The following is a 15,925-nucleotide window of genomic DNA, read 5'->3' as shown; positions in this document are numbered from 1 at the left end:
GGCTGCCAAGCGGCCCTTCGCGGGCTTGCCCGCTCCCACAGGGTAACCACAGGTTCTGAATGCCGTGGTCAACCTGTGGGAGCGGGCAAGCCCGCGAAGGGCTGCGCAGCAGCCCCGGCAATTCTGAAGGGAGCTGGATATGAGCGCCAACGTAGACCTCAACGACCGCCCGGATTACGACCGGGTGCTACAAACCCTGGCCGATTACGCCCTCGGCTACCGGGTCGAATCCCGCGAGGCCCTGGACACCGCGCGCAACTGCCTGATGGACACCCTCGGTTGCGGCCTTCTCGCCTTGCGTTTCCCTGAGTGCACCAAGCTCCTTGGCCCCCAGGTGGAAGGCACGCTGGTCCCGAATGGTGCTCGCGTCCCCGGCACCTCCTATCGCCTCGACCCGGTCAAGGCCGCCTGGGACATTGGCTGCACGGTGCGCTGGCTGGACTACAACGACACCTGGCTGGCCGCCGAATGGGCTCATCCCTCGGACAACCTTGGCGGCATCCTGGCAGTGGCTGACCACCTGTCACAGAAACGGGTTGCCGCGGGTGAAAAGCCACTGCTGATGCGTGATGTGCTGGAGGCCATGGTCATGGCGCATGAGATCCAGGGCGTGCTGGCGCTGGAAAACGCCTTCAACCGTGTCGGCCTCGATCACGTGATCCTGGTGAAGGTCGCCTCGACCGCCGTGTGCGCCAGGCTGATGGGGGCCAATCGTGAGCAGATGCTCTCGGCCTTGTCCCACGCCTTCGTCGACGGCCAGGCCCTTCGTACCTATCGCCATGCGCCCAACGCCGGTTCGCGCAAGTCCTGGGCTGCGGGTGACGCCTCCAGCCGAGGTGTGCGCCTGGCCGACATCGCCTTGCGTGGGGAAATGGGCGTGCCGGGCGTGCTCACGGCGTCGCAGTGGGGGTTCTACGATGTTTCGTTCAGCCATACCAACAAAGACCTGGCGCTCAAGCCCGCCGGGCAGTACGAGCTGCGCCTGCCCCAGGCGTTGGGCAGCTATGTGATGGAGAACGTGCTGTTCAAGGTCAGTTTCCCTGCTGAGTTCCATGCGCAGACCGCGTGTGAGGCAGCAGTCACCCTGCATCCACTTGTGCGTAATCGTCTGCATGAAGTCGACCGCATCGTCATCACCACCCAGGAATCAGCGATCCGCATCATCTCCAAGAGCGGCCCACTGGCCAATGCCGCCGACCGTGACCACTGCCTGCAGTACATGGTGGCTGTGCCACTGATCTTTGGTCATCTGGTGGCGGAGCATTATGAGGACGCTTTCCATGCCAACCACCCCAGTATCGACCGCCTGCGCGAGAAGATGGAGGTGGTGGAAGACCCGCGCTTCAGTCGCGAGTACCTGGAGCCGGACAAGCGTTCGATCGCCAACGCGCTGCAGGTGTTCTTCAAGGATGGCAGCAGCACCGAGCAAGTGGTGGTGGAGTACCCGATCGGGCATCGTCGGCGGCGCGGGGAGGGGATACCGTTGCTGGAGGCCAAGTTCAAGGCCAACCTGGCGACCCGCTTTGCCCGGCAGCGGTGTCAGCAGGTTTTCGAACTGTGCAAGGACCAGCAGAAGCTGGAAGGCACGGCTGTGCACAGGTTCGTGGACTTGTTTGTGATATGAGATGGCCTGTGCCGGTTGCTTCGCGGCTAAAGCCGCTCCTACAGGGGCATGCGCAGGTCTCGAACACCGTGGGAGCCCTGTAGGAGCGGCTTTAGCCGCGAAATGGCCGGCACAGGCCCAAACAACAAAGCCCCGGCATCGCTGCCGGGGCTTTGTTTACAACGTGTAACTCAGCTTACGCCTGAACCACCGGGATCTTGGCGTTGGCTGCCGCTTCGCGGAACTCGGCGATCTGGTCGAAGCTCAGGTAGCGGTAAACGTCGGCAGCCATGCTGTCGATGTCTTTCGCGTACTGCATGTACTCTTCGACGGTCGGCAGTTTGCCGATGATCGAAGCGACAGCGGCCAGCTCGGCCGATGCCAGGTACACGTTGGTCGCGTCGCCCAGACGGTTCGGGAAGTTACGGGTCGAGGTGGAGACCACGGTCGAACCGGTCTGCACACGTGCCTGGTTGCCCATGCACAGCGAGCAGCCTGGCATTTCCATGCGTGCACCAGCCTTGCCGTAGATGCCGTAGTAGCCTTCTTCGGTCAGCTGGTGAGCGTCCATCTTGGTTGGCGGAGCCAGCCACAGACGGGTCGGAATGCCACCCTTGACCTTCTCCAGCAGCTTGCCGGCAGCGCGGAAGTGACCGATGTTGGTCATGCACGAACCGATGAACACTTCGTCGATCTTCTCGCCTTGTACCGAGGACAGCAGGCGGGCATCGTCCGGGTCGTTCGGCGCGCAGAGCACAGGCTCCTTGACGTCGGCCAGGTCGATTTCGATGATTTCGGCGTATTCGGCATCGGCGTCGGCCGACAGCAGCTCAGGCTTGGCCAGCCAGGCTTCCATGGCCTGGGCACGGCGCTCCAGGGTGCGGGCATCGCCGTAGCCTTCGCCGATCATCCAGCGCAGCAGGGTGATGTTGGACTGCAGGTACTCGGCGATGGCCTTTTCCGGCAGCTTGATGGTGCAACCGGCAGCGGAACGCTCTGCCGAGGCGTCGGACAGCTCGAAGGCTTGCTCGACGGTCAGTTCGTCCAGGCCTTCGATTTCCAGGATGCGGCCGGAGAAGGCGTTTTTCTTGCCTTTCTTCTCGACGGTCAGCAGGCCCTTCTGGATGGCGTAGTAAGGGATGGCATGAACCAGGTCACGCAGGGTGATGCCTGGTTGCAGTTTGCCCTTGAAGCGCACCAGGATCGATTCTGGCATGTCCAGCGGCATGACGCCGGTGGCGGCAGCGAAGGCCACCAGGCCGGAACCGGCCGGGAACGAGATGCCGATCGGGAAGCGGGTGTGCGAGTCGCCACCGGTACCTACGGTGTCAGGCATCAGCATGCGGTTCAGCCAGCTGTGGATGATGCCGTCACCCGGGCGCAGCGACACGCCGCCACGGGTGCGGATGAAGTCTGGCAGGGTGTGGTGGGTGGTGACGTCGATCGGCTTCGGATAGGCCGCGGTGTGGCAGAACGACTGCATGACCAGGTCAGCAGAGAAGCCCAGGCATGCCAGGTCTTTCAGCTCGTCGCGCGTCATCGGGCCTGTGGTGTCCTGGGAGCCGACGGTGGTCATTTTTGGCTCGCAGTAGGCGCCTGGGCGCACGCCCTGGCCTTCTGGCAGGCCACAGGCACGGCCGACCATTTTCTGCGCCAGGGTGAAGCCCTTGCCGGAATCGGCAGGCTGCTCTGGTTTCTTGAACAGGTCGGAAGCACCCAGGCCCAGCTCGGCACGGGCTTTTTCGGTCAGGCCACGGCCGACGATCAGCGGGATACGGCCGCCAGCGCGGACTTCATCCAGCAGCACTTCGGTTTTCAGCTCGAAGTTGGTGACCAGCTCGTCGCTGTCGTGACGGCGTACTTCACCTTTGTATGGGTAAACGTCGATGACGTCGCCCATGCCCAGGTTGGTGCAGTCGAATTCGATCGGCAGGGCGCCGGCGTCTTCCATGGTGTTGTAGAAGATCGGGGCGATCTTGGTGCCGAAGCAGAAACCACCGGCGCGCTTGTTCGGCACGTAAGGGATGTCGTCGCCGAAGAACCACAGTACCGAGTTGGTAGCGGATTTACGCGAGGAACCGGTACCGACCACGTCGCCGACATAGGCAACCGGGAAGCCCTTGGCCTTGACGGCTTCGATCTGGGCCAGCGGGCCGACCGAACCAGGCTGCTGCGGCTCGATGCCGTCGCGGGCCATTTTCAGCATGGCCAGGGCGTGCAGCGGAATGTCAGGGCGCGACCAGGCGTCCGGGGCAGGCGACAGGTCGTCGGTGTTGGTTTCGCCAGGCACCTTGAACACGGTCAGGGTGTACTTGTCGGCGATGGCCGGGCGCGAGGTGAACCACTCGCCGGCAGCCCAGGATTCCAGGACGGCCTTGGCGTGCGTGTTGCCGGCCTTGGCTTTTTCGGCCACGTCGTGGAAGGCATCGAACATCAGCAGGGTGTGCTTGAGCTGTTCGGCCGCGACGGCGCCCAGTTCGGCGTCATCCAGCAGTGCGACCAGCGTTTCGATGTTGTAGCCGCCCTGCATGGTGCCCAGCAGTTCGGTGGCGTGCTTGCGGTCGATCAGTGGCGACTTGGCTTCGCCCTTGGCGACGGCGGAGAGGAAAGCGGCCTTGACGTAGGCAGCTTCGTCGACCCCTGGCGGTACGCGGTTGGTGATCAGGTCTACGAGGAAGGCTTCTTCGCCGGCCGGCGGGTTTTTCAGCAGCTCGACCAGGCCTGCAGTTTGTTCGGCGTTCAGCGGCTGGGGAACGATACCCAGGGCGGCGCGCTCTTCGATGTGTTTGCGGTAGGCTTCAAGCACAGTTATTTCCCTCATCAGTGGTCCCTAAAGGGGGTCCGGGACGCTTATCCAGCATTCAATGCACCCATGCGCTGCCGCGGCTTTGTGGGCCGCCCAACCAGGGTCGCAAGGAATCCTTACAGAAGCTGCTTTCAAAGTTTTACGCCTGCAGAACGGGGACTGATGAGGGCTGGCGCGGGCATGCGAGGGATGCATGGCCCGGGCCAACGCCGTTCTACCGGATCAACTGTGCTCGTGACGCTTTGAAAACAGCTTCCAACGGACATTGTTGCCTTTGAAAAGGCCGGGTGATTCTACGGTAAAAAAAGCCTGAAGGTAAGGCGGTGTTCATGACTTTAACGAGTGACCCTGGTTAGACAAAGGGCTAACATGGGCCTGTGTTCCATCGCCAAGCTGTTGTTTTTCATGTCCAACAAGTCCATCAAAACCCCTTGCGTCGGCCTGTGCTCCACGGTGTACGGAGACACGGTGTGCCGTGGCTGCAAGCGTTTTCACCACGAAGTGATCAACTGGAACGGCTACGACGACACGCAGAAGCGCGCCGTGTGGTTGCGCCTTGAGCAGCTGCTGGTGCAGGTGATGATGGCCAAGCTTGAGGTGTTCGACAAAGGCCTGCTGCGCCAGCAACTGGAGCAGCGCTCCATCCGCTTTGTCGAGCAGCAGTCGGTGTATTGCTGGGCTTACCAGCTGATTGCCCGCGGGGCGCGGATGATCCGTGACCTGGAGGCCTATGGCATGGTGTTGCTGCCGGAGTTCCGTGACTGGGAACTGCCCCAATTGCGCGATGCGATCGATCGCGAGTTCTTCCTGCTTTCAGAGGCGCACTACCAGCGCTACATCGCCCCCAGCTTCCTGCGCGATGCCATGGGCAGCGCGCAGGGCCAGTGAGCCGGGCGAATCAGTCGCCGGTGTATTCGCAACCGCTGGTGCAGGTTTCGTGGATGCGAACCTTGGACAGCTCCGGCATAAGCGGCTTGACCTGGTCCCAGATCCACTTGGCGATCACTTCGCTGGTGGGGTTTTCCAGACCGGGGATGTCGTTCAGGTAGTTGTGGTCCAGCTGATCATAGATCGGCTTGAAGATCGCCTTGACCTCGGCGAAGTCGCGGATCCAGCCTGTGTGCGGGTCGAGCGGGCCGGTCAGGTGCAGGCCGACCTTGAACGAGTGGCCATGCAAACGGCCGCATTTGTGCCCTTCAGGGACGTGGGGCAGGCGGTGGGCCGATTCGAATGTGAATTCTTTGAAAATTTCCACGCTGTCATAACTCTGTGTGAATCAATAATGCGCGCAGTCTACCAGCATGGCCGCTACAAGGCTTGCAGGCGTTCATGCAGCCGCCCGGTGGCGGTCAGTTCCAGAAGTTCATCGCCCAGGCGCTGGCTTTCGGCAATGGCCTTGTACCAATAGCGCTTGCGCCCTGGTGCATCGCCCATGAAGCGCTTGAAGTCGTTGCGGTCGGGCAGCTTGCCGTAGGGCAGGGCGGCCAGGTATTGCGGCGAAGGCGTCATCAGCAGCACGTTTTGCAGGCGGGTGGCATCGCCCTTGCGCCAAGGCAGGGCCTTGTCGAACCAGCCGGGTACCACCTTGTCGGTGAAGTGCGGGTACAGCACCAGGTCGTCGCCGCGATAGGGCAGGTCGAGGTGATAGTCGAGCAGGCCGCCGTCGCGGTAGGTGCCGGCGCCGGCACCGGGGATGTCTTTCACGCCCTGCATGACCATCGGTATCGACCCGGAAGCGAGCAGGGCGTGGCGCAGGTTGGTCAAGTCCAGCGGCAGGTAGCGTGAGGGGAAGTCGGTCAGCGTGTCGAGCGGAGGCGCGGCGCGCCCATCGTGCAGAATGATGCGCTCGAAGTGGCGGGCCAGGCGCGAACGGCCCAGGAGGTTACTGGCAACCACCGAGCCCAGGCCCAGCCCCAGGCGGCCGCGATGGTCGTGAGCGAGCTGGCCATGGCTTTTCACCACCAGAATGTTCAGGCGGTAGTGCGGGTTGGCCAGCAGCTGGCCATCGCGGCCCTCCAGCAGGTCATCGAGTATGCGTTGGCAGCTGCGGCTGATTTCGGCCGGGGTGACGCCCTTGGCGAAATCCTGCTCGGTGTATAGCTCGCCCAGGCGACGGATGCCGGCGACCGGGTCGTCGAGGCAGGCGCTGGCGAAGCGCCAGGCACCGATCGATGCGCCGATCAGGGCACGCTGACGGGGTGCCGAGGGTAGCCACTCGCCGAACAGCGCCAGGTCCAGGCCCTGGATGCCCAGCGGCTTCGGCCCACCCGCCGCGCCCGGCAATACCCCGACATCGGCCGCCTGCAGGCCGCGCTCGCGGATGTGTCGCAAGGCACGCTGGCCGGCCTTGAAGGTGAGGGCGGGGTATTTGATGTGGATGGCGCTCATGGCGGGTCTCTTGGGCATAGGAGCAGCCTTGTGCTGCGAGGGGGCCATTACAGATAACACACCTGTAGGTGCCTGTATTGGCCCTTTCGCAGCACAAGGCCGCACCTTGCACTGGGCCGAGTCGGGTTGGCGGCGTAACTGCGCTATCATGCCGCCAGCTGTTTTCAGGTTGAATTAAGGACCGCTGGTTAATCTTAACCCCGTAGACAACTTGCACAGTTCTCAGGAGAGAAGAACGATGAAAACCATGACTGCCCTGATCACCGCCGCTGCCCTCGCCCTGGGTGCCAATGCCGCCTTCGCCAAGGACGTTCAGCCTGACGAAGTGGTCAAACTGGTCAACGCCAAGACCATCAAGTCGCTGGACGAGCTCAAGGCCGCTGCCGTGGCCAAGCACCCAGGCGCCACCGTCACTGACTCGGAACTTGAAGACGAGTACGGCCGCTACATCTACAAGGTCGAGCTGCGTGATACGCAGAACGTCGAATGGGACGTCGACATGGATGCCAAGACCGGTGAGGTGCTCAAGGACGAACGAGACAGCTGATGATCCATGTATCCCGGACGGCACGTTACCTGGCGCTCTCGCTGCTTGCCGTCTGCTCCCTGGCTGTTGCCCGCGACCTGGACCAGGATGAAGCCCTGAAGCTCCGTCAGAAGGGCATCATACTGCCGCTCGAACAGCTGCTCGAGACCGCCCTGGGGCGTCACCCCGGGGCGCGTCTGCTGGAAGCCGAGCTGGAAGAAGACGATGATCGCTACGAATATGAAGTCGAGTTGCTGACGACTGAAGGTGTGGTGCGCGAGATCAAGCTCGATGCCAGCACCGGCGCCCTGCTCAAAGACGAGGAAGATGACTGAATGCGCCTGTTGCTTGTCGAGGACAACGTACCGTTGGCCGATGAACTGACCGCCGGCCTGCAGCGCCAGGGCTATGCCGTGGACTGGCTGGCTGATGGCCGTGACGCGGTTTACCAGGGGCAAAGCGAGCCTTACGACCTGATCATCCTGGACCTCGGCCTGCCTGGCTTGCCCGGCCTGGACGTGCTGGCCCAGTGGCGTGCCGCTGGCCTGGCCACACCGGTATTGATCCTCACCGCCCGCGGCTCCTGGGCCGAGCGCATCGAAGGGCTGAAGGCCGGGGCTGACGATTACCTGAGCAAACCCTTCCACCCCGAAGAGCTGCAACTGCGCATCCAGGCGTTGCTGCGCCGCGCCCGGGGCCTGGCCAATCAGCCGAAGCTGGAAGCGGCCGGCCTGCACCTTGACGAAAGCCGTCAGTGCGTGAGCCGCGACGGGGTGGATGTGCAACTGACCGCCGCCGAGTTCCGCCTGCTGCGCTACTTCATGCTGCACCCGCAGCAGATCCTTTCCAAAAGCCACCTGGCCGAGCACCTCTACGACGGTGAAACCGAGCGCGACTCGAACGTGCTGGAGGTCCACGTCAACCATTTGCGCCGCAAGCTGGGCCGCAGTGTGATCGAAACCCGTCGCGGGCAAGGCTACATCTATGCCGGGAGCGGCGAGTGAAGTCGATCCAGGCGCGCCTGAGCCTGGGCCTGGTGGCGGTACTGGTGGTGGTCGGCGTGGTGCTGGCGCAACTGACCTTGTGGCTGTTCGAGGCCGGCCTGCAACGTTATCTGGAAAACGGCCTGCGCAACGAAAGCGAGAACCTTCTGGTGGCATTGGTGCGCGGGCCTTCGGGCCTACAGCTGGATGAGCGGCGCATCTCGGCTGCCTATCAGCGGCCGTTTTCCGGTTACTACTTCCGCATCGATTTCGACCAGGGTACCTGGAGGTCTCGTTCGCTGTGGGACCTGGACATGCCCAAGCCCGCAGCGCCCGGGCTTTCCGATAGCCATGAACTCGGCCCCGAAGGCCAGCAGCTGCTGGCCCTGCGTGCCGACTACCGGCGCCTGGGCCAGGACATTTCGATCAGTGTGGCTCAGGACTATTCGCCGGTGCGCGAAGGTTTCCGACGCTTGCAGCAGATCGGCCTGGGCATGGGCCTGGTGGCGCTGATCCTGATTCTGGTGCTGCAGCGCATCACGGTTACCCGCTCGCTGCGGCCGCTGGAGCGGGCGCGCCAGCAGATCGCCCAGCTGCAGCAGGGGCAGCGCTCGCAGCTGGATGCCGAGGTGCCCAGCGAGTTGGTACCGCTGGTGGGGCAGATCAACCACTTGCTTAGCCATACCGAAGACAGCCTGCGCCGTTCACGCAATGCCCTCGGTAACCTCGGCCATGCGCTGAAGACGCCGCTGGCGGTGCTGCTGAGCCTGGCTTCCAGTGAACGCCTGCAGGGTCTGCCGGAGGTGCGCGCGCAAATGCGCGAGCAGTTGCAGCAGATTCAGGAACGCCTGGCGCGCGAGCTGAACCGTGCGCGCCTGGCAGGGGATGCGCTGCCGGGCGCGCAGTTCGATTGTGATGCCGAACTGCCGGGGTTGCTCGGGACCTTGGGCATGATTCATGGCGAGGGCCTGCTGCTGGCAAGTGACGTGTCACCCGGGCTGTTGTTGCCATGGGACCGCGAGGACGTGCTGGAACTGTTGGGTAATCTGCTGGATAACGCCTGCAAATGGGCTGACAGCGAGGTGCGCGTGGGTATCGCGTCGAACGCCGAGGGCTACCGGCTGTGGGTCGATGACGATGGCCCGGGTATTGCGCAAGACCAGCGGCAGCAGGTGCTGGAGCGAGGTTCACGGCTGGACGAGCAGGTGGCTGGGCATGGGCTGGGGTTGGGCATCGTGCGCGATATCGTCGACGCATGGGGTGGGCGACTGGCCTTGCTGGAGAGCCCGCTGGGCGGGTTGCGGGTGAGTATCGACCTGCCGCGCAAGGCTCGTTGATGCCGGGGCCGCTGTGCGGCCCATCGCGACACAAGGCCGCTCCCACAGGTGTACGCAATACCCTTTGGCCCTATCAGTACTGCAAAAAAATTGCAGTACAGCCGCAGTTTTTTGAATTAGCCCAAATTCCCCCCTCCCGGCAAAATCCCCCCACGAAACTCTGCGGTTTCCATCTCTCCACGGACGGAGCCCCTTGTGGTATTGCATGCGCAATACGAGGCCCAGGCCAACTCGGCTGGGCTTTCTTTTTAAACAGAAAAACCAAAGATCCCGATTGCCCAAATGTCTGCCTCGCGTTCCGAAAGTCGTCTGCAGCGGCTGTTGCCGGCCCCTCTCAACATCCCCCCAAAAGAATGGTTGCGTGCCGGTATCGGTGCGCTGCTTGGCCTGTTCCTCGCGGGCTGGCTGACCAGCATGGCCTATGGCCCCAGCATCGCCCTGCACTTGCTCGGCCCGCTGGCTGCCTCGGCGGTACTGGTGTTTGCTGTGCATTCCGGCCCCTTGGCCCAACCTTGGCCGGTGTTGGGCAGCTACGCCCTGGCGGGTGCAGTGGGGCTGGCCATGCGCGAAGGCTTCGGCCCCGAGCTGTGGGTGGCTGCTGCGGCGCTCGGCATCTCGATCCTGGTCATGTGCCTGTTGCGCTGCCTGCACCCGCCGGGTGGCGGTGTGGCAGTGAGCGCGGTGCTGGCCGACCCGGGGTTGACCGCCCTGGGCGATCACCTGCTGGAGCCGGTGCTGCTCAATGCGTTGATCCTGGTGACAGTGGCAATCGCCTACAACCGTTTGACGGGGGTGCGCTACCCGAAAGGCGCGGTGCCACGCAAAGACCTGCACCACACCCATGACCCGCTGCCCGGCGAGCGGGTCGGCATCCGCAGTGAAGACCTGGACCAGGCCCTGGAAGAGCTGGGCGAGTTTGTCGATGTCACCCGTGACGAACTGGAGCGCATCATCCGCGCCACCGAGCAGCACGCCCTGCAGCGCAGCCTTGGCGGTATCACCGCGGCCTCGGTGATGTCCCGCGATGTGCAGTTCGTCACGCCTGATACCACGCTGGAGCAGGCCTGGAAAATGCTCGCCAGCCATCACCTGAAAACCCTGCCTGTCCTGCAGCACGGCAAGCTTGTGGGCATCGTCAGCCTCAGCGACCTGGTTGGCCCGGCGATGCAGCGTGGGCGTTTCAGCTGGCGCGGTTTGTTCGGCCGCCAGGCGGTGCGCATGGCACAAGTGATGAGCAGGCGGGTTGTCAGTGTCAGCAGCCAGCACCCGTTGGAACGCCTGCTGCCCTTGTTGTGCGAACAAGGCCTGCACTGCTTGCCGGTGCTTGATGGCGACAAGCTGGTGGGGGTGATCACCCAGACCGACCTGATCGCCGGCCTCAAACGTCAGTTGCTCAGCAAGATCGAGGCTTCAGATAACCGGGTCCCAGCGTTGTGACCAGTCGCTGGCGCCGGCAGCTATCAGCCGGCGCAGGATCGCGAAGGCCTGTTGCAGGGCTTCGCTGTCGCGTTTGCGTGGGTACACCAGGAAGGTCGGGTAGGTGAACTCCGGTGCCTGCGGTACCCGCTCGAACACGCCGCTGTCCAGATAGGCCTGCACCACCCGCGTGCGGAAGTAGCCACTGCCACCTTGGTCGAGTATGAACTGCAGGGCCAACGGGCCAAGGTTGAAGCTTAGCGCCGGGCGCGCGCAGTCGGGCAGGGCCGCATCATGCTGGCGGCGGAAGGCCTCGCCCCAGTCGATGTAGATGTACGGCTCGGGCCGCTCGACCCGGCGCACGCGAATCAGCTTCTCTTCCATCAACTGCTCCACCTGCAGGCCTGGACCGTAGGTCGGCTGGTAGACCAGCGCGGCGTCCAGCAAGCCCATCTCGACCTTGCGCAGCAGCGACTCTCCATCGCTGACTTCGCTGCGGATGGCATGGCTGGGCAGTTCACGGTGCAGGGCACTTACCCAGTCGAGCATCATCGGGTTGCCCAGGCTCACCTCGCCGCCCACATGCAGCACCTGCTGGCAACCTTCAGGCAACGGCAGGTCGCGGCGCGCGGCTTCCCAGGTTTGCACCAACTGGTTGGCATAACTGACGAACGCTTCGCCATCGCTGGTCAGGCTGGCGCCGCTGCGGCTACGCACGAACAGCTGGCAACCCAGTTGCTGTTCCAGGCGCTGCACGCGCGCGGTGATCGCGGTTTGTGACACGAACAGGCGTTCGGCCGCGGCGACCAGGCTGCCGCAACGCACAATTTCCAGGAAGGTACGGGCCTGCTCGATGTCCATGGGCTGCTCGGTGGTTGAAGGGGAGGCCTATTCTAGAGGCTTTGCACCGTTATGGGGCGTAATTGCATTGTCTGCAAATTTGCAGGTCGGTTGTGACTTTAGTCCCATGGCGGCGTGGGTATAGCGGTCCATACTCAAGTTTCGCCCTTCAATAACAACAAGTACCGGGTTTCTAACGACATGAGCTATCAGCACAGCTACGCCCATTCCATTTCCGACCCTGCCGCTTTCTGGGCGGAACAGGCCGCACTCCTGGCCTGGCACCGCAAGCCTGCCCTGACCCTGCAAGATAACGCCGACGGTACTCACCGCTGGTTCGCGGATGGCCGCCTCAACAGCTGTTACCTGGCCCTCGATTACCAGATCGAGCAGGGCCGGGGTGAGCAGTTGGCGCTGATCTACGATTCGCCCGTGACCGGCGTGCAGCAGACCTACACCTACAACCAGTTGCGCGACGAGGTGGCACGCCTGGCTGGTTTGTTGCGCCAGCTGGGGGTGAGCAAGGGCGATGGCGTGATCATCTACATGCCCATGGTGCCGCAAGCGGCCATGGCGATGCTGGCCTGCGCGCGGATCGGCGCGGTGCATTCGGTCGTGTTCGGTGGCTTTGCCGCCAACGAGTTGGCCCTGCGCATCGATGACGCCCGGCCCACCTTGTTGCTGACGGCATCGTGCGGGCTGGAGTTCGACCGGGTCATTGCATACAAACCGCTGGTTGACCGTGCCCTGCAACTGGCCCGGCACCAGCCGCGCAATGTGCTGGTGCTGCAGCGGCCACAGGCGCACGCTGAACTGCTGCCAGGCCGCGACCTGGACTGGCAGGCGGCCTTGGCCGACGCCGAGCCGGTGGCGCCCGTCGAGCTGGATGCCGGCGACCCGCTGTACATCATGTATACCTCAGGCACCACCGGTAAGCCCAAGGGTATCGTCCGGGAAAACGGCGGCAATGCCGTGGCGCTGTGTTACGCCATGCGCCATATCTATGGCATGCAGGCCGGTGATGTGTGGTGGGGCATTTCCGACGTCGGTTGGGTGGTCGGCCACTCACTGATCGTCTACGGGCCGTTGATGAGCGGCTGTACCACCGTGTTCTACGAAGGCAAGCCAATCCGCACCCCGGATGCTTCGGCCTATTGGCGGGTGGTGGAGCAGTACCGGGTCAATGCGCTGTTCTGTGCACCTACGGCCATGCGCGCCATCCGCAAGGAAGACCCGGAGGGCGACCTGATTCGCAAACATGACCTCAGCTCGCTGCGGCAACTGTTCCTGGCGGGGGAAAAGCTGGATTCCAGCACCCATGAATGGCTGGAACGGGTGAGTGGCAAGCCGGTGCACGACCACTGGTGGCAGACCGAGACCGGCTGGCCGGTCACCGCGCCTTGCGTCGGGCTGGAGGGCAGCGCGGCGAAGCCAGGGTCGAGCAACCGGGCGGTGCCGGGTTACAACGTTCGCGTACTGGATGACGAAGGCCACTTGCTCGGGGCCAACCATCAGGGTTCGATCGTGATTGCCCTGCCATTGCCACCCGGTTGCAGTCAGACGCTGTGGGGGGATCACGAGCGCTACCTGCAGGCCTATCTGCGCACGTATCCGGGGTACTACCACACGGGTGACGGCGGCTATCTGGACGATGATGGTTTCGTCTACATCATGGGGCGCACCGATGATGTGATCAACGTTTCCGGTCATCGTTTGTCCACCGGTGAAATGGAAGACCTGGTCGCCCGCCACCCGGCGGTAGCGGAGTGTGCTGTGATCGGTGTGCATGACGAGATCAAGGGCCAGGTACCGTTGGCGCTGGTGGTACTCAAGGATGGCGAGGGCATTGCCGAGGCGCAGTTGCTGGTGGAGCTGGTGGGCAGCGTGCGCGAGGAAATTGGCCCCCTGGCCTGTTTCAACCGGGTACGGCTGGTGAAGCGCCTGCCCAAGACCCGTTCCGGCAAGATTCTGCGGGCGGTGCTGCGCAAGATTGCCGATGGGCAGGATTATGTGCCGCCTTCGACCCTGGATGACCCGGCAGTGCTGGGGGAGATCGAAACGGTGCTGGCGGATTTGCCCAGGGCGGGTTGATGGTTTGACCTCGATGGCCCTTTCGCGGGCGGGACGCGCGTCGGTGGTTCGGCAGAGGCCGTCGCGTAGGAGCGGGTTCACCCGCGAAAGGGCCGGGCCTGCTGGCCAATTTCACCCGCCGTTCACCGTTGCTGCTGCCACCGTATTCGCGGGTAAACCCGCTCCTACAGCTGATCGAGGGTGGACACAGGTCGGTGGTTGGGCACAGGCCGCCGTGTAGGAGCGGGTTCACCCGCGAAAGGGCCGTCTCAGGCACTGCAGGCTCAGGGGGCAATCTGGTGCAGTTGCCCCAACCGGCTGCGGGTACGCATCAGGTCGGCCAGCGGGCCGCCCAGGCTCTCTTCCAGCGGACGTTTACCTATGACAATCACCCGCCGATCCTGGTCATACAGCACATCCACCAGGTTGACGAAGCGCTGCTGAGCCGCCAGCGAACACGCCGAGAGGTCATCCAGCCCATCGATCACCCACTCGTCATACTCCCTGGCCAGCACCAGGTAGTCGATGACCGCGGTGGCCTTCTCGCACAGATCGTCAAAGCCAAGCACCACCCGCCGGCCATCGATGGCCAGCGCTCGCAGCGGGCGCTTGTTCACGTCCAGTATCACCGGTTGTTCGCTCGGCACATTCAGCGCCTGGCGCTGCGCCGCATCACCCGGCCAGACATAATGGCCCTGGGTAAAACGCTGATGCTCGCGGTTGGCCGGCAAACTGCGAAAATCCGTGTCGCCACCGACTTCGAGCACGTGCATCGAGCTGTTGATCAGGCGAATGACCGGCAGAAAACGTTCGTGATACAGCGGGTTGGGCAGCAGCCCTTCGGGCGCGTAGTTAGAGGTCACCAGCAGGTACACGCCACGGGCGAACAAGGCGTTGAACAGCCGGGTGAGCAGCATGGCATCGCCTATGTCATGCACGTGGAATTCGTCGAAGCACAGCACCCGGCAACCACCCACCAGCTCGTCCAGCGTTGCGCCCAGCGCGTCGTCCAGCGCCCGGTGGCGGTGCATGCCCTGGTGCAGGCGTGCAAAGAAATCATGAAAATGCAGGCGCAGCTTGGCGGCTATCGGCACGGCCTGGAAAAAGCCATCGAGCAGCCAGCTTTTACCCCGGCCGACCGAGCCGTACAGGTACAGACTGCGCGGTTGACCTTGTTCAAGCTGCGTCAGTTGTTCGGCCATGCAGTGGATTACCCGCCGCTGACCGTCACTCAGCTGATATCCGCGGCTGTGCGCCTTGTCCTCGAACCAGCCGAGCAGCTCGCTCTGTTGATTGGCGGTGCCGCGCAAGCGTTGGCCAAGCTGGCGCAGCGGGGTAGGGATCCAGGCAGACAAAAGCAACGCTCCTTGGGCGATGGCGGGGCAGCCTGCAGCTTGCCCGAGAGCGGCCATTTTGACTAATAGAGAAAGTGCCGGGCAATCATCACTTCTTGCGATAGGTCTGGCCGTCTCTTGTGCCTGTACGGACTATGCCTTTCGCTCCAGCTGGCGCTCGATCATGTACTTCACCGCCAGGCGACGCTCCTTGAGGTGGCGCAGGTCTTCATCGACGAAGTTACCGGCCGATATCGATTCGGCAGCCAGCACCTGGTTGTCGATGTCCACGTACTCGTCCAGCAGGCGATCCAGCGCCTTGTCCTGCTGGCGGCGCTGCTGGACGATTTCGCGCGGGTAGTGCAGGTCCTGGTAGAGGTCGTGAGAGACAGGCATGGGGTCCTCCTTGGTCAATGCAATGGGCTTATCTGATTGGAAGTGCGGAATGCGATTGTGTTGAAGCGAGGCGGGCGGAAACCGACGGACGGTCGCTGCACCAGCAGCGAAATGACTAACTCGCTGTTTTTTGGCAATTTTTTTTATCAGGGGGGTTCACAGACCGAAAGTTTGTTGTTAAAGTGCCGCGCATTCCAAGACAACAACCCAGTTGTCACTCAGTTGG

The 15,925-nt window shown here is 63.2% G+C and carries 14 protein-coding genes; 8 read left to right on the top strand and 6 right to left on the bottom strand.

Features of this window, described 5'->3' with window-relative positions; all coding sequences use genetic code 11:
* The first annotated feature begins 139 nt into the window (after positions 1 to 139).
* Positions 140 to 1,624, top strand: coding sequence for a 2-methylcitrate dehydratase (gene prpD / locus ACI7M0_RS17220; protein ID WP_129932129.1), 1,485 nt, complete (start codon positions 140 to 142; stop codon positions 1,622 to 1,624).
* Positions 1,625 to 1,799: 175 nt separating this feature from the next.
* Here the strand turns inward: prpD and acnB are convergent, their stop codons facing one another.
* Positions 1,800 to 4,409, bottom strand: a complete 2,610-nt coding sequence (acnB, locus tag ACI7M0_RS17215) for a bifunctional aconitate hydratase 2/2-methylisocitrate dehydratase (RefSeq protein WP_004576788.1) — start codon at positions 4,407 to 4,409, stop codon at positions 1,800 to 1,802.
* Positions 4,410 to 4,814: 405 nt separating this feature from the next.
* Between acnB and ACI7M0_RS17210 the strand changes: the two genes are divergently transcribed.
* The gene (locus tag ACI7M0_RS17210) at positions 4,815 to 5,297 is read left to right on the top strand and encodes a DUF1289 domain-containing protein (protein WP_003250325.1); all 483 of its coding nucleotides are present in this window, start codon (positions 4,815 to 4,817) and stop codon (positions 5,295 to 5,297) included.
* A gap of 10 nt (positions 5,298 to 5,307) precedes the next feature.
* On the opposite strand, the gene queD is transcribed toward ACI7M0_RS17210, so the two are convergent.
* On the bottom strand, positions 5,308 to 5,664 hold the full coding sequence (queD, locus tag ACI7M0_RS17205) for a 6-carboxytetrahydropterin synthase QueD (protein WP_003250327.1): 357 nt from the start codon (positions 5,662 to 5,664) through the stop codon (positions 5,308 to 5,310).
* A gap of 53 nt (positions 5,665 to 5,717) precedes the next feature.
* A complete protein-coding gene (locus ACI7M0_RS17200; protein WP_129932130.1) occupies positions 5,718 to 6,797 on the bottom strand; it encodes a patatin-like phospholipase family protein in 1,080 nt (359 codons plus the stop codon).
* Positions 6,798 to 7,035: 238 nt separating this feature from the next.
* On the opposite strand from ACI7M0_RS17200, the gene ACI7M0_RS17195 reads away from it, so the two are divergent.
* The 5 genes from ACI7M0_RS17195 (at position 7,036) to ACI7M0_RS17175 (ending at position 11,080) form a co-directional block, all read left to right on the top strand.
* Entirely contained in the window at positions 7,036 to 7,344 is a 309-nt protein-coding gene (locus ACI7M0_RS17195; RefSeq protein WP_010953306.1) for a PepSY domain-containing protein, read from the top strand.
* Entirely contained in the window at positions 7,344 to 7,658 is a 315-nt protein-coding gene (locus ACI7M0_RS17190) for a PepSY domain-containing protein (RefSeq protein ID WP_003250344.1), read from the top strand. The genes ACI7M0_RS17195 and ACI7M0_RS17190 overlap by 1 nt, the downstream gene beginning before the upstream one ends.
* Positions 7,659 to 8,327, top strand: coding sequence for a response regulator transcription factor (locus ACI7M0_RS17185; RefSeq protein ID WP_010953307.1), 669 nt, complete (start codon positions 7,659 to 7,661; stop codon positions 8,325 to 8,327).
* The gene (locus ACI7M0_RS17180) at positions 8,324 to 9,643 is read left to right on the top strand and encodes a sensor histidine kinase (protein ID WP_129932131.1); all 1,320 of its coding nucleotides are present in this window, start codon (positions 8,324 to 8,326) and stop codon (positions 9,641 to 9,643) included. The genes ACI7M0_RS17185 and ACI7M0_RS17180 overlap by 4 nt, the downstream gene beginning before the upstream one ends.
* A gap of 282 nt (positions 9,644 to 9,925) precedes the next feature.
* Positions 9,926 to 11,080: an HPP family protein gene (locus ACI7M0_RS17175; RefSeq protein ID WP_129932132.1), complete on the top strand. Its 1,155-nt coding sequence runs from the start codon at positions 9,926 to 9,928 to the stop codon at positions 11,078 to 11,080.
* On the opposite strand, the gene ACI7M0_RS17170 is transcribed toward ACI7M0_RS17175, so the two are convergent.
* The gene (locus ACI7M0_RS17170) at positions 11,054 to 11,920 is read right to left on the bottom strand and encodes a LysR family transcriptional regulator (RefSeq protein ID WP_020191989.1); all 867 of its coding nucleotides are present in this window, start codon (positions 11,918 to 11,920) and stop codon (positions 11,054 to 11,056) included. The genes ACI7M0_RS17175 and ACI7M0_RS17170 overlap by 27 nt on opposite strands.
* A 180-nt stretch (positions 11,921 to 12,100) precedes the next feature.
* On the opposite strand from ACI7M0_RS17170, the gene ACI7M0_RS17165 reads away from it, so the two are divergent.
* Positions 12,101 to 13,990 carry a propionyl-CoA synthetase gene (locus tag ACI7M0_RS17165; protein ID WP_129932133.1) on the top strand — a complete coding sequence of 630 codons (1,890 nt, stop codon included), beginning with the start codon at positions 12,101 to 12,103 and terminating at the stop codon, positions 13,988 to 13,990.
* A 263-nt stretch (positions 13,991 to 14,253) separates the two neighbouring features.
* On the opposite strand, the gene zapE is transcribed toward ACI7M0_RS17165, so the two are convergent.
* Positions 14,254 to 15,324 (bottom strand): cell division protein ZapE, encoded by a 1,071-nt coding sequence (zapE, locus tag ACI7M0_RS17160; protein WP_129932134.1) that lies wholly within the window; start codon positions 15,322 to 15,324, stop codon positions 14,254 to 14,256.
* Between the two features lie 132 nt (positions 15,325 to 15,456).
* Positions 15,457 to 15,699 (bottom strand): hypothetical protein, encoded by a 243-nt coding sequence (locus ACI7M0_RS17155; RefSeq protein WP_020193386.1) that lies wholly within the window; start codon positions 15,697 to 15,699, stop codon positions 15,457 to 15,459.
* Between the last annotated feature and the right edge of the window lie 226 nt (positions 15,700 to 15,925).

Source organism: Pseudomonas sp. 10(2024), from assembly GCF_045164175.1.
GTDB lineage: Bacteria > Pseudomonadota > Gammaproteobacteria > Pseudomonadales > Pseudomonadaceae > Aquipseudomonas > Aquipseudomonas alloputida.
This window is presented reverse-complemented; position numbering and strand designations above follow the sequence as displayed.

Bases quoted from the DNA above. Each gene is read 5' to 3' on its own strand.
- ACI7M0_RS17155 (WP_020193386.1), bottom strand. From the start codon at position 15,699: ATGCCTGTCTCTCACGACCTCTACCAGGACCTGCACTACCCGCGCGAA.
- ACI7M0_RS17200 (WP_129932130.1), bottom strand. From the start codon at position 6,797: ATGAGCGCCATCCACATCAAATACCCCGCCCTCACCTTCAAGGCCGGC.
- ACI7M0_RS17185 (WP_010953307.1), top strand. From the start codon at position 7,659: ATGCGCCTGTTGCTTGTCGAGGACAACGTACCGTTGGCCGATGAACTG.
- prpD (WP_129932129.1), top strand. From the start codon at position 140: ATGAGCGCCAACGTAGACCTCAACGACCGCCCGGATTACGACCGGGTG.
- ACI7M0_RS17190 (WP_003250344.1), top strand. From the start codon at position 7,344: ATGATCCATGTATCCCGGACGGCACGTTACCTGGCGCTCTCGCTGCTT.
- ACI7M0_RS17195 (WP_010953306.1), top strand. From the start codon at position 7,036: ATGAAAACCATGACTGCCCTGATCACCGCCGCTGCCCTCGCCCTGGGT.
- ACI7M0_RS17170 (WP_020191989.1), bottom strand. From the start codon at position 11,920: ATGGACATCGAGCAGGCCCGTACCTTCCTGGAAATTGTGCGTTGCGGC.
- ACI7M0_RS17175 (WP_129932132.1), top strand. From the start codon at position 9,926: ATGTCTGCCTCGCGTTCCGAAAGTCGTCTGCAGCGGCTGTTGCCGGCC.
- ACI7M0_RS17210 (WP_003250325.1), top strand. From the start codon at position 4,815: ATGTCCAACAAGTCCATCAAAACCCCTTGCGTCGGCCTGTGCTCCACG.
- ACI7M0_RS17165 (WP_129932133.1), top strand. From the start codon at position 12,101: ATGAGCTATCAGCACAGCTACGCCCATTCCATTTCCGACCCTGCCGCT.